Below are 12,604 nucleotides of genomic sequence, written 5' to 3' on the forward strand. Positions count from 1 at the left end.
GTGATGGATAGCTTACTTACCAATGGCATCGAACTGAGTTATCTCGTGGCGGCCTGTCTGTTTATTCTGGGCTTAAAGAAATTAGGCTCTCCTGCAACGGCCCGTCAAGGCAATTTCATTGCAGCGGTGGGCATGTTACTGGCAGTGGTGGCCACTCTGCTCAATCAACAGGTTTTAAACTATGGCTTGATCGCTGGGGGGATCGTCATCGGCAGTATCATCGGTGTGATCACCGCGAAAAAAGTCGAAATGACCGATATGCCTCAATTGGTCGGCCTCTTTAATGGTCTGGGGGGGGCTGCTTCGGCCCTGGTGGCGATCGCCGAATTTTGGCGACTCCTATCCCTCGGAGAAACCCTCTCTATCACCACTAGCCTCACGATTATTTTGGGGGTACTCATTGGCGGCGTCACCCTAACAGGAAGCCTCATTGCCTTTGGCAAATTACAAGGGATCATGCCCGGTCGTCCGGTAATTTTCCCGGCCCAACAGATCATTAATTTCGCCATTCTGGCAGGATTCCTCAGCGGCAGTATCTATCTGTTCGTGAATCCTGATCCGAATATTTTTCTCGGCTTAGTGGGGATCTCCCTTGTGCTGGGCGTTCTCTTTGTGATCCCCATCGGTGGCGGCGATATGCCCGTGGTGATCTCTCTTCTCAATTCCTACTCTGGTCTAGCTGCCAGTGCCGCCGGGTTCGTGGTGGGCAACAATATGCTCATTATTGCCGGAGCTTTGGTGGGCGCATCGGGGATTATCCTCACCCAGATCATGTGTAAAGCCATGAACCGCTCCATTACTAACGTCTTGTTTGCGGGCTTTGGCAGTGATGGCGGTGCCCCAGAAGGAGACGGTGGTGCGGCCATTGATGGCGCCATTAAAAGCGTAGATCCTGAAGAAAGCGCCATGATGCTTGGCTATGCCCGCAGTGTTGTCATTATTCCGGGTTATGGGATGGCTGTAGCCCAGGCGCAACATTCCGTCAAAGAGCTGGCCGATATGCTGGAGAAAAAAGGCGTAGAAGTCAAATACGCGATTCACCCTGTGGCTGGTCGAATGCCGGGGCATATGAATGTGCTCCTCGCGGAGGCCAATGTCCCTTACACCCAGCTTTATGACATGGACGATATCAATCCCCAGTTTGATAATACGGATGTGGCCCTAGTGATTGGTGCCAACGATGTGGTTAATCCAGCGGCGCGCCACGACAAAGGTAGCCCCATTTATGGAATGCCAATTTTGGAAGTAGATAAAGCCAAAACCACCATTGTGATCAAACGGAGTATGAGTACAGGCTTTTCTGGGGTACAAAATGAGCTGTTCTTCAAAGACAAAACAATGATGCTGTTTGGTAGTGCCAAAGACATGGTGGAAAAAATTTCTTCTGAAGTAAAAGAGCTTTAGGAAACTAACAGTATTTTTTGAAGTTGTTAGTGAATTAAAGATTGTATTTATGATTGGGCCCTAATTGTTAAGCGATTAGGGCTTTTGATTGATTTGGCTTTGTCTTTTTTTACATATACAGGAGTATTTACTTTTTTCGACTTTCAGAACCCTAACGCAATTTCAAGAATCGCAACTAAGTGATCCCCCAAGGGGACTGACCCCTAATAATAGTCATATAGAGCTGAATGACAAATCTCAGCGATAGACAAGCTTAAAGTGCAGTGGTAAACCCGGTTTGTTTCGTGGTTCTAACCATTGTATTTCAATTGATTAGACGTGACGAGGCACAGCAACCATGAAAACGTTAGAAAAGCTTTTTCAGTATGTTTTACAGGGCATCAATCGGATTTTTTCACCGAATGAAGAACCTGTGCCAGAGGTAGGGGTACAACCCTTTGATGGGGATCCCTATGATGGATCATCAGATTTAGATTAGTTAGTTGGCAACTTGGTTTTAGGTTGTGGGCATCAACAACTAAACAGTATTGCAAGTATCGATGGGTACCAGAGTCCTTGGGCTGGTACTCTTTCTTTTTGGGCAAGTCTTGTTTCGTCCCTGAGAAACTTGCTCCAAGGATGGGGATCAACAGTCTTTTTCGGGAAAGGAAAACCGTTTACAGTCCAACATTCACGACCTTGGCAACATAGCGCTCCATTTCTGGGCTTTCGTCGCCATAGATGCTATCGATGTGCTCGAGGCAGCAATCAATGGCAAATTGTTGTAACTCTTCGGCGGGCACATCAAACATTTCGGTAAACGTTTCTGGGAGAACACGGCAAAAGCGGGGACGTTCGGTGTAGATCGTGCATTTGCGATGGGCTTGGTCATAGTTGATGCACCAGCCGTCGGGGCCGACCATAGCGAGATATTGCTCCAGTTGAGCGGGGGTGAGGTAGTCCTCAAGGTCGGGGCGATCGCCGGGTTCGAGGTGGCAGCAGGCACCACAATTTTCAATACATTGCCAAGTGGGCATCGGGATCCGTCTCCGGGGCGTTACAAAACTTCATTGATTTTTGCCTATTCTCAGCAAAGCAAGGCAGGCCTGACGGGGTATGATAGACATTGATTTTTAGGAAAAAAAAATTTACCCTGTTTTTTGCATTAACTCAGGAATAGGAGAAATATGGATTTTATCACAGGTTTTTTTGGTAGCCTCAACTTTGAAGTGATTTTTCAGTTGACTTTTGTCTCTTTGATCCTCATTTCGGGGCCTGTTGTTATCTTTTTGTTGGCCATTCGTGGCGGCGATATGTAATTTTTTCTCAAAAACAAATTGTGTGCAGGGGCAACAAACCGACGGGGGAGTTGTCCTTTTTTGTGTTGATTTAGTTGGCTTGTTCGAGGGTGGCGATCGCCGTTTTGATCATCTGAAAAAATGGGGGTTGGGTAACATCAACGGTTTGCTCACCGAGTTTGCCCTGCCGTTGACCTTTTTTAATCGCCAATAACTTACCTTGATCATTGCGAATTCTGAGGGTCAATCCCTGATCCGCGAGGGTACAGAAATACGTCCGGTCATTAAACAGAAAAGTCTTTTCTGAGTGCTGAGGTTGAGCTTGGGGAGACATTTCTCGGTCTGGAACCGCAGGACGTGGGGTTTCACTGGGACGCGCCCCGACCAATTCTAGCTCTAGGTTCACCTCACCATTCCAGCGATTTTCTTTGAGTTTGTAGGCAATGTCCAGGGTTGGGGGAAGTGGCAGATAGTCTCCCCATTGCCAGGCGATCGCCTTAATGGTGAATGTTTGACCGGCGATGGTTTGGCCGAGGCTGAATTTTAGGTGATTTTTACCAATGGTACGTTGTTCTAGAATTTGTACATTTTTTGTCCAGAAAATCGGTTCTGGATTGCCGATGCCCCAGGGATGGAGTTGATCAATCTGTTGGTAAAACTCTGGGGTTAAATCCGTGAAATTCACCGCCCCATCAATTTTCACCAAGGGTTTTAGATGTTCGGGTTTGAGCAATTGGTGGGCAAATTCACTGAGCTTTTCGGTAAACGCGCTCAGGTTATCCTGGGCGAGGGAAAATCCCCCGGCGGCTTTGTGGCCCCCAAATTTACCCAGGAGATCTTGGCAATAGTTCAGCGCCTCAAACACATTAAATTCTTCGATGCCCCGGGCTGAACCGCGAATTTTGCCATCTTCCTCAGCGGTACAGATAAAAACGGGCACACCATAGCGTTCGACCAACCGGGAAGCGACAATGCCAATCACGCCATGGTGCCATTCTTCTTTGCAAACCACCAACACCCGCTGTCCTTGGTAATCGATGGGGGTTTCTTCTACTAGGGCGATCGCCTCTGCTTCGATCTGGGTGCACATCTCCTGGCGCTGCTTATTGATCTGCTCACATTGCATCGCCCGCTCTAGGGCCAAACCAGGTTCGTCGGTAGTTAGCAATTCAATTACTTTTTGGGGATCATCAATGCGACCAACGGCATTAATGCGGGGGCCAAGGCGAAAGCCAATATCATCGGGTTTGAGTTGTTTCTTTTGGTCATCGACCCCAGCAATTTGCATGAGGGCCTGCACCCCTGCCAACTCCGACTGGGGTAAAAGCTTGAGGCCGCGCTTTAACCAGCGACGATTCACCCCGGTCAAGGGAGCGAGATCGGCGATGGTCCCCAGGGTAAATAATTCTAAAATTTGGCTGGTGAGCCCTTCTAGCTTGTCTACAGCCTGAGCCAAGGACACCGCCAGCACATAGGCCACGCCAACTCCGGCTAAACCAGCATAAGGAGACATGGTCGGCAATAACTTTGGATTCAAAATCGCATTGGCGGGCGGCAATTGATCCGGCAAGTCATGGTGGTCAGTGATAATCACATCCAGGCCCAGATCCCGCGCCAAATTGATCGGCTCGTAGGCGGAAATGCCGTTGTCCACCGTGAGAATTAAGCCCACCCCTTCCTCGGCGAGCTCGGTGACGATGCGCTCATTGATCCCGTAGCCATCTTTCATGCGACTGGGGATCGCGTAGGTGACCTGCGCTCCCACATGACCCAAGGCCCGTAACAACAACGCGGTACTGGTCATCCCATCAGCATCATAATCGCCGCAAATGCCAATGAGAGTTTCTTCGGCGATCGCCTCCTGGAGAAGTTCCACACTGAGGGCCAGATCCTCAAATTCCACCAAGGGTGCAGGTAATCGCTGGGATTCCGGCTGGATGTAGATCTTCGCCTGCTCTGGCGTGCAAATATTGCGATTCACTAAAACCTGGGCCACAAGCGGATTAAGGCCCATCGCTTCAACCAATGATTGGGTGATGTCCGGTTGGCGATCGGCAATGTGCCAGCGCTGTTGGGGGAGGCGAAAATTCATGGCAAAGGAGATAGTTTGCAGCAAAAAAGTTAGTAGGTACAGAAGACGGTTCGTCGTTTAGAGACCTTGCGTCAGATCTAGCATCCCCAGTCAAAATTTAAGACCACGGTCAAACATTCATCCCAACCATGATCTTAAAAGTTTATCCGTACAATTCTTGGGGTTATTCATCACCCGGTTCGAGGATCCGCTGAAACAGATAACCTGTACCTCTGGCTGTCAAAATAAGTTCGGGATTGCTGGGGTCATCTTCTAGTTTGGCGCGCAACCGGGAAATATGCACATCCACAACGCGGGTATCCACATGGCGCTCTGGGGTGTAGCCCCAAACTTCTTGGAGGATTTCTGAGCGAGAAAAGGGTTCCCCAGAACGGCTCACCAGTAATTCCAACAGGCTAAACTCCATCCCTGTGAGTCGAATACGTTCATCGCCTTTGTAGACCTGGCGCTTATTGGTATCAATGCGGATTGAACCCACATGGATAACCCCAGAGCTAGGAATGCCCGTACCACCATTTTTTTCAACACGCCGCAGGACAGAACGGATGCGCGCTTCTAGTTCTTTGGGGGAGAATGGTTTTACGACGTAATCATCGGCCCCAAGCTCCAAACCTGTGATGCGGTCCGCCACATCCCCAAGGGCTGTGAGCATAATAATCGGCACATCGGATTCTTTGCGGAGTTCTTGGCAAACGCCATAGCCATCGAGCTTGGGCATCATCACATCAAGAACTACAAGATCGGGGTCTGCTTCATCAAATGTGGCGAGGGCTTCTTCACCATCAGCGGCGGTCACAACCTCGTAACCAATCATGGAAAGGCGGGTTTCGAGGATGCGGCGGATGCTGGCTTCGTCGTCAACGACAAGAATTCTTTCTTTATGATTTTCCAAGTTCCTTCACGCTCCTGTTGACTTTCGGTAAGTGTTGTTGAAGTTTATTAAGTAGGGTTATCTAGATATAAGAATATCGCTTTCCTGAAATCTGATGGGAGTCTGAGGTCGGGTTTTCGGGAAAATGAGAAGTTTTTTAAGATTTATTTTGGAAAGTGTGCGGTTTTTCGGGGTGATGCTGCCACCGAGGGAAATTCATTGTGATGGGGAGATGACAAGTCATGGCTAAGGCAAAAACGGTTTATGTGTGTCGTGAATGTGGGGCAGAGGCGCGGCAATGGCTCGGTAAATGCCCAGATTGTGGGGTCTATGGGTCGCTGCAAGAAGAGATCCGCGAAAAGGAAAGCAGTACTGGTGTGAGTCGTACCTGGCACCATAAGCCGAAAACAACCAGAAAAGCCGCCAGCCCAGTCTCCCGCACTGCGGTGAAATTTACAGATATTGATACTCGCCAACGGATGCGCTTTGGGTCTGGGTTTGGGGAGTTAGACCGGGTGCTTGGCGGAGGGTTAGTCCCAGGCTCTTTGGTGTTGATTGGGGGCGATCCGGGCATTGGGAAATCAACTTTGTTACTCCAGGTAGCCTATCAACTCAGCACAAGTTTACCAAGAATTTTGTATGTGTCGGCGGAGGAATCGGGCCAGCAAATCAAGCTTCGGGGCGATCGCCTCCGGGATGCAGCCCACCCCCCAGAAGAAAATTTATATGTACTAACGGAAACGGGCCTCGAAACGATTTTGGCTGAGTTGGAAACTCTCCAGCCCCAGGTGGCAGTGATCGATAGTATTCAGACCTTGTACTATTCTGCCTTGGGTTCGGCCCCCGGTTCGGTGTCCCAGGTGCGGGAATGTACCTCGGCTTTGATGCAAGTGGCGAAGCGGGAAAACATTACGCTGTTTATCGTCGGTCATGTCACTAAGGAAGGGGCGATCGCCGGGCCACGGGTTTTGGAACACCTCGTTGATACGGTGCTTTATTTCGAGGGAGATAGATATGCCTCCCATCGGTTATTGCGGTCGGTGAAAAACCGCTTTGGGGCCACCCATGAAGTCGGCATTTTTGAAATGGGCGAACAGGGTTTAGAGGAAGTGCTTAACCCATCAGAACTTTTTCTCGGCAACCGCGAAGAGGCTACCCCCGGCACTGCCACCGTTGTCGCCTGCGAAGGCACCCGACCCCTTTTAGTAGAATTGCAAGCCCTAGTCAGTCCCACCAGCTATTCTTCCCCTCGGCGTTCCACCACGGGCGTTGATTATTCCCGTCTCCAGCAAATTTTGGCGGTGTTAGAAAAGCGAGTGGGCATTCCCCTTTCTAAGTTAGACGCCTATGTTGCTTCGGCGGGCGGTCTGACAGTTTCTGAACCGGCGGTGGATTTGGGGATCGCAATTTCTTTGGTGGCCAGCTTCCGCGATCGCCTTGTTTCACCCCAGACTGTGCTGATCGGAGAAGTGGGTTTGGGGGGACAAATTCGACCTGTTTCTCACTTGGAAACTCGCCTGAAGGAAGCAATGAAATTAGGCTTTACCCGTGCCATTGTGCCCAAAGGCCAAAAGTTACCAGACTGTTTAGACCTCGATATTATTCCTGTGGCTCGCGTGCTGGATGCAATCGTCGCTGCCCTGCCTGCCGATGGCAAAGAATAAATTCAAATTATTGAACTGACAATGCATACTCTGCATCATTATTTGAAATACAAATACGTTGTTCCAAGCGAACAATGTAAGAAATAAAATCTATGCTTTCCCCACTTTCTAACTTAAAAGCTCGTACGACATTTGTGATTGTGTCTTTTTGTTCGTCGCTGAGATCGTCAATAATTAAAACAATTTGTATCGATTTCTGAAAGGCTTCAGTCAATACCCGGTCAATTTCCCTGCCAACTAACTGATCTGAAATGTCAGGGTATGCTTGTTTAATCCACCCAGAAACCTTTTCTATATGCTCTGATTTTCCGTAAATATATTGTATTATTTTATCTACCCAAACCTTAATTGTTTGATCTCGAATCTGCTTATCGGTAACAATACTAAAGGCAGCAGCAAATCGCATCAGCTGAGGAATGATTTGACCATTAAGATAATTGGATTTTTCTTGAGAACGAGTTTTATTTTCACCGAAACATTCATATTCAATTAGTGCAATTTTAAAAGGTTCTTTTTCTTGTTCACTATGAATGATTAATAGGGCATCAGGGATTCCCCTAATACCTTTGATATTTTTTTCTCCACGTGCTTCGGTTCCAGATGATAAAAATAACCTGTTTTCTGGAATAAGTAGAGACTGACGAATATTGTAGCGTGTAAACAAACTGTAAAAATTTTCATTTACGAGACTTTCTAAACCTCTCAGGACATCCATTTCGTTTTTGAAAGGAATGGTTTGAAAGGTACCCATAATATTGATTTTGGCATCTGGAACTTCAGATAATACTTCAGGAAGTTCCCCAGAATCTATTGTCAAAGATTCATCTTCATTATCTTCGTCTCGCACACTATCACTTAAGCTGGGTAAGTATACGGGATGATTAACGCGATGTTTGTTGAAAAAAGAGCATAATGCATCAATTGCTTGTTGATCTTTTATGGGTTTAGCTCCTTGTAAATATTTGAGAGGCCAGTATTTTCCTCCATATTTAGCAAGAAATCGAATATCAAAGGGTTGTGCATATTCGACATCAATTAGTTTATAAGCAGATACATAACGTTCTGAATCAGGCCAAGGTTGCTGATCCGTCGGCTCACCAATTTTTCCGCGCAATCCACACAAAGTCTTCTTTTTATATTTGACAACAAGAAAAATGATGTCATTTAGCTCTGCTCCTCTGTTATTGAAGCCAGCTATGGAATGATCAATACACAGATGATAATTAATCAGCGACTTACTACAATGAAGGATGCGATAGGCCATGGGATAATATTCTTCAATTTATAGAAGAGCTGAATTTTAATAACAAAGCTTTATCCCATTCAGTAAGACTTTTGACTTAGTGGGATTTTTAAAAGACCACTTGATGAATTTGAGAGGAATAGACATCTAGTCCCTTTTGTCGTTCATCGCTGTAGTGCCTTTGATCAGCATGAATAAACCGCTGGCGACGATCAAAAACGCCAAGACGCCCATCACAATATCTAAAGTTTGGGTTTCCATAATTTAAAAAAAGTAGGCGATCGCCTTCAAAATGTATCGCTAATCTGGCACTGACAAGCCCTTGCTGGCAAGCCATTCTGGGTTAAAGAGGCGAGATTGATAACGAGCGCCACTGTCACACAACACCGTCACAATCGTATGACCCGGCCCCATTTCCTTCGCGAGGGCATAGGCAGCACCGACATTAATTCCTACGGAGCCTCCCATAAACAGGCCGTCTTTTTTTAGGAGTTGATACACAACCCGCACCGCTTCTTGGTCATCAACCCGAATGGCGTCGTCCATGGGCACCCCTTCCATATTGGCGGTAATGCGTCCTTGACCAATGCCTTCTGTAATTGAGCCGCCTTCCCGGTCGAGTTTGCCCGTTTTCACATAGCTATAAAGCACACTGCCCATGGGATCGGCCACAACACATTTAACGTCAGGATTTTTTTCCTTGAGGTAGAGGGCAGTGCCAGCATAGGTGCCCCCAGTGCCCGTGGCAGCGGTCCAAGCATCAATTTTGCCGTCGGTTTGAGCCCAAATTTCCGGGCCAGTGGTTTCGTAGTGGGCGCGGCGGTTGGCCAGATTATCAAACTGATTCGCCCAGATCGCGTTTTCTGTTTCTGCGGCGAGCCGTTGGGAATATTTCACGTAATTGTTAGGGTCGGCATAGGGCACCGCCGGAACCGTAATCACTTCGGCCCCCAGAGTGCGGAGCAGATCAATTTTTTCCTGGGATTGAGTTTCGGGGATCACAATGATGCATTTGTAACCCTTGGCATTGCAGATATGAACCAGACCAATGCCTGTGTTCCCTGCGGTGCCTTCAACAACGGTGCCACCAGGTTTGAGCAGGCCCCGTTCTTCGGCGTCTTTGATGATGTAGAGGGCGGCCCGGTCTTTGACGGAACCACCGGGATTGAGAAATTCTGCTTTGCCTAAAATTTCACAGCCCGTTGCTTCACTAAAACTGTTTAGGCGAATGAGGGGGGTGTTGCCAACTGCACCAACAAAACCGTCTTTGATATCCATAGGTTGATTCTGTTTCTTCTGTCTTTTGCACTGTGGGTTGCAATCCCCCTATTGTGACATGGGCTGGTTCGATTCCTGTGGTGAATTATGGAGGCGATCGCCTTTTCTTCGGGGAAACAAAATTTTGGGGAGGCCTGCCCCTGATATACTAATTTACGCCCTATCCCAAGCCTGCAAAGGTGACGAGGCATCGCTCCTGTGGGAGTGACCCTGTACAAACGAACGTAAAGAAAATCAGTGGATCTCAAACATCTTTTCCAGACCGAAAATCCCATCCTTGGCGTTGTTCACCTGTTGCCTTTGCCCACCTCTGCCCGTTGGGGAGGTGACTTTCGTCAGGTGATGGACCGCGCGGAACAGGAGGCAACGGCCCTCGCTGCGGGGGGGATTGACGGCATTATTATCGAAAACTTCTTTGATGCCCCCTTCACAAAAGACCGGGTTGATCCCGCCACGATCAGCGCCATGACCCTGATCATGGATCGTCTTGCGGGGTTGGTGACTGTCCCCCTGGGGCTTAATGTCCTCCGCAATGATGCCAAAAGTGCGATGGCGATCGCCGCCTGTACTGGCGCCCAGTTTATTCGTGTGAATGTGCTCACCGGGGTAATGGCCACCGATCAAGGCTTAATTGAAGGCAATGCCTACGAACTGCTGAAATACCGCCGCGAACTCGATGCAGACGTAGCAATCTTGGCAGATGTCTTAGTAAAACACGCCCACCCCATCAGTACGCCTAACCTCACCGCCGCCATCCACGACACCGTAGAGCGGGGTTTAGCTGATGCGGTAATTCTCTCCGGTTGGGCGACGGGTCAAGTGCCGAAAATGGACGACTTGAAAGATGCCCGTGCCAATGCAGGGGATACGCCGATTTTGATTGGTAGTGGTGCAACCTGGGAGAATATCGGCAACCTCCTCCAGGTGGCAGACGGGGCCATTGTCGCCAGTTCCCTCAAACGTCATGGCAAGCTCAGTGAACCCATTGATCCGTTGCGGGTGTCGCAGTTTATGGAATCAGCCCAACAGGGGATTAAAATTCGCCAGATGCGCCAGAAACAATTTGCCTAATCCTGTGTGCGGGCACGGGTGCTGTATTTTTTTAAAAGTTCTGGCTTGATGCTGATGCTTTGCTGACAGTGTGGTGCTTGCTGTTTTTTACCTGAAAAATATTGTCCAATCCCCAGGGCTTAGTAGGGTCGCTGACCCCGGTAATTACCGGGGGGATCATAGTTGCAGACCCAAACTTCCCAGCCATTATCCTTACGCACCATACCACAACCGACTTTCTCCGTATCACGCCACACGATTTGGGTATAGTGGCCACACACTTTACCTGGTTGGCAGCGGTTAGTGCCGTAGTCATAGTTTTGAATTTCGTTTCCCCAGAGATTAACCACCGCCGTTGGCGAGAGCACTAAATTATTAGACTTTGCGATATTTTCACCATAGTCATCGCTGGTATTGTGTTCTACCCTTTCCTGGGCGGCTAAACGTTCGGCCCAAGTTTGGGCATGGTTGGCGAGGGTTTCTGACCAAACCAAATCTGGCAAATTGTGGGGCGATCGCCACTCATTATGGGCCGCTAACACCTGTTCAATGCCAGCCTGGGTGGAGAGATCAAATTCACTCACTTCAATCCCGGCGGCTTTTGCCTCTGCCACTGAACGCACCCGTTGAGCCACAACATCTGTTTCAAGGCGGCCATTGTCGCGATATTGCACCGTAAAGCGATTTCCCGTGCGGGAGCTGTAGCTATAACTCCGAATACTGGCTTCGACCCAAACGCCATCCCGTTCGACATAAATGGGTTCACTAACGCTATTGATTTGGGGTAAGCGGCCCGCTACAGGTTGAGTAGCAACGGTTGGCCGTAATCTTTCTGGGCTGATATTGTCCTCCACGAATCCCACGTCCAAATACCGCACTTGATAACGCACGGCTGCTTCGGGAGCACTTTGGATAGCAAGGATTTCACCGGGCCGCCAACTCCCTTGCCGCTCAATATCAACTTTATCGCCCACTTCAAAGATAGTCGGCTGGGCCAGGAGAATTGGGGTTGGCCCCTGGGGAACTGGATGACTGTGACTAGCTGCCCCCTGGAACCAAAAGAGGCCCAACAAGGCGATCGCCGTTGCATTGCGGATAAACATGGTGTGACCGAGGAAATAAACTGCCTACACCATCACATTTCCTGTTTAATCTCCTGGAGGAGTCCTTGGCAGGCATCGAGGAGCAAATCAATCACATAGTCAAAACCCGATTGGCCGCCGTAGTAGGGATCTGGCACTTCGCTGTCGGGAAAATTCGTGGCGTAGTCACACATCATTTTAACTTTTTCGCCATAGATATCTGCCCGGTCTAGGGACAAAATGTCACGATAATTAGCGCGATCCATTGCCAGGATCAGGTCAAATGCTTCAAAATCAGCGCGGGAAAATTGCCGGGCGCTACCCACCAGACGAATATCGCGCTTTTGGGCCGCTGCCTGCATCCGTCGGTCTGGGGCGGCTCCTATGTGATAGCTAGAAGTCCCGGCCGAGTCGCAGAGAATTTTATTGCTTAAACCTTCTTGTTCCAGGAGATGCCGCATAATATTTTCGGCGGAGGGGGAACGGCAGATGTTACCGAGGCAAACGAATAATAATTTATAGGCCATTGTCAATTTTTTTCAGCTAAGGGGCGATCGCAATTTTGCAGTGTACCCCAAATTCCTCCCCGGAAAAGCACAAATTCCCCATGACAAATGGGCCATCTCCCTTGAAAATAGTTGGA

General features: G+C 48.8%; 12 protein-coding genes. 5 read left to right on the plus strand and 7 right to left on the minus strand.

All coding sequences use genetic code 11. From position 1 onward, the window contains the following. Positions 1–3: 3 nt before the first annotated feature. Complete coding sequence (locus AACT35_RS05430) at positions 4–1,404, plus strand: NAD(P)(+) transhydrogenase (Re/Si-specific) subunit beta (RefSeq protein WP_099241120.1); 1,401 nt, start codon at positions 4–6, stop codon at positions 1,402–1,404. Positions 1,405–1,741: 337 nt separating this feature from the next. Continuing rightward, on the plus strand, positions 1,742–1,882 hold the full coding sequence (locus tag AACT35_RS05435; RefSeq protein WP_168191139.1) for a hypothetical protein: 141 nt from the start codon (positions 1,742–1,744) through the stop codon (positions 1,880–1,882). Positions 1,883–2,060: 178 nt separating this feature from the next. On the opposite strand, the gene AACT35_RS05440 is transcribed toward AACT35_RS05435, so the two are convergent. After that, positions 2,061–2,420 (minus strand): YkgJ family cysteine cluster protein, encoded by a 360-nt coding sequence (locus AACT35_RS05440; protein ID WP_099241121.1) that lies wholly within the window; start codon positions 2,418–2,420, stop codon positions 2,061–2,063. Between the two features lie 150 nt (positions 2,421–2,570). Here AACT35_RS05440 and psb30 point away from each other — a divergent pair, with 150 nt between their 5' ends. Beyond that, positions 2,571–2,702 carry a photosystem II reaction center protein Ycf12/Psb30 gene (gene psb30 / locus AACT35_RS05445; protein ID WP_012306608.1) on the plus strand — a complete coding sequence of 44 codons (132 nt, stop codon included), beginning with the start codon at positions 2,571–2,573 and terminating at the stop codon, positions 2,700–2,702. A gap of 70 nt (positions 2,703–2,772) precedes the next feature. Here the strand turns inward: psb30 and recJ are convergent, their stop codons facing one another. Continuing rightward, complete coding sequence (recJ, locus tag AACT35_RS05450; RefSeq protein ID WP_099241122.1) at positions 2,773–4,773, minus strand: single-stranded-DNA-specific exonuclease RecJ; 2,001 nt, start codon at positions 4,771–4,773, stop codon at positions 2,773–2,775. A gap of 163 nt (positions 4,774–4,936) precedes the next feature. Then, positions 4,937–5,665: a response regulator transcription factor RpaB gene (gene rpaB / locus AACT35_RS05455; protein ID WP_012306606.1), complete on the minus strand. Its 729-nt coding sequence runs from the start codon at positions 5,663–5,665 to the stop codon at positions 4,937–4,939. A gap of 221 nt (positions 5,666–5,886) precedes the next feature. Between rpaB and radA the strand changes: the two genes are divergently transcribed. After that, a complete protein-coding gene (gene radA / locus AACT35_RS05460) occupies positions 5,887–7,308 on the plus strand; it encodes a DNA repair protein RadA (RefSeq protein WP_099241123.1) in 1,422 nt (473 codons plus the stop codon). Between the two features lie 7 nt (positions 7,309–7,315). Here radA and AACT35_RS05465 read toward each other — a convergent pair whose 3' ends face one another. Then, positions 7,316–8,572, minus strand: coding sequence for a hypothetical protein (locus AACT35_RS05465; RefSeq protein ID WP_099241124.1), 1,257 nt, complete (start codon positions 8,570–8,572; stop codon positions 7,316–7,318). A 279-nt stretch (positions 8,573–8,851) separates the two neighbouring features. Continuing rightward, positions 8,852–9,829 carry a cysteine synthase A gene (locus tag AACT35_RS05470; RefSeq protein ID WP_099241125.1) on the minus strand — a complete coding sequence of 326 codons (978 nt, stop codon included), beginning with the start codon at positions 9,827–9,829 and terminating at the stop codon, positions 8,852–8,854. A 237-nt stretch (positions 9,830–10,066) separates the two neighbouring features. On the opposite strand from AACT35_RS05470, the gene btpA reads away from it, so the two are divergent. Beyond that, entirely contained in the window at positions 10,067–10,900 is an 834-nt protein-coding gene (gene btpA / locus AACT35_RS05475; RefSeq protein WP_012306602.1) for a photosystem I biogenesis protein BtpA, read from the plus strand. 119 nt (positions 10,901–11,019) lie between these two features. On the opposite strand, the gene AACT35_RS05480 is transcribed toward btpA, so the two are convergent. Further along, positions 11,020–11,982, minus strand: coding sequence for a CAP domain-containing protein (locus AACT35_RS05480; RefSeq protein ID WP_099241126.1), 963 nt, complete (start codon positions 11,980–11,982; stop codon positions 11,020–11,022). Between the two features lie 32 nt (positions 11,983–12,014). Next, a complete protein-coding gene (locus AACT35_RS05485) occupies positions 12,015–12,488 on the minus strand; it encodes a low molecular weight protein-tyrosine-phosphatase (protein WP_065716169.1) in 474 nt (157 codons plus the stop codon). Between the last annotated feature and the right edge of the window lie 116 nt (positions 12,489–12,604).

The sequence above is a fragment of the Synechococcus sp. BDU 130192 genome (assembly GCF_963876085.1).
In the GTDB taxonomy this organism is placed as follows: Bacteria; Cyanobacteriota; Cyanobacteriia; order Cyanobacteriales; family MRBY01; genus MRBY01.

What these genes read in the sequence shown, in the direction of transcription:
- AACT35_RS05430 (WP_099241120.1), top strand. Translation starts at nt 4, where the DNA reads ATGGATAGCTTACTTACCAATGGCATCGAACTGAGTTATCTCGTGGCG.
- AACT35_RS05470 (WP_099241125.1), bottom strand. Translation starts at nt 9,829, where the DNA reads ATGGATATCAAAGACGGTTTTGTTGGTGCAGTTGGCAACACCCCCCTC.
- recJ (WP_099241122.1), bottom strand. Translation starts at nt 4,773, where the DNA reads ATGAATTTTCGCCTCCCCCAACAGCGCTGGCACATTGCCGATCGCCAA.
- AACT35_RS05435 (WP_168191139.1), top strand. Translation starts at nt 1,742, where the DNA reads ATGAAAACGTTAGAAAAGCTTTTTCAGTATGTTTTACAGGGCATCAAT.
- AACT35_RS05485 (WP_065716169.1), bottom strand. Translation starts at nt 12,488, where the DNA reads ATGGCCTATAAATTATTATTCGTTTGCCTCGGTAACATCTGCCGTTCC.
- psb30 (WP_012306608.1), top strand. Translation starts at nt 2,571, where the DNA reads ATGGATTTTATCACAGGTTTTTTTGGTAGCCTCAACTTTGAAGTGATT.
- AACT35_RS05440 (WP_099241121.1), bottom strand. Translation starts at nt 2,420, where the DNA reads ATGCCCACTTGGCAATGTATTGAAAATTGTGGTGCCTGCTGCCACCTC.
- AACT35_RS05465 (WP_099241124.1), bottom strand. Translation starts at nt 8,572, where the DNA reads ATGGCCTATCGCATCCTTCATTGTAGTAAGTCGCTGATTAATTATCAT.
- AACT35_RS05480 (WP_099241126.1), bottom strand. Translation starts at nt 11,982, where the DNA reads ATGTTTATCCGCAATGCAACGGCGATCGCCTTGTTGGGCCTCTTTTGG.
- radA (WP_099241123.1), top strand. Translation starts at nt 5,887, where the DNA reads ATGGCTAAGGCAAAAACGGTTTATGTGTGTCGTGAATGTGGGGCAGAG.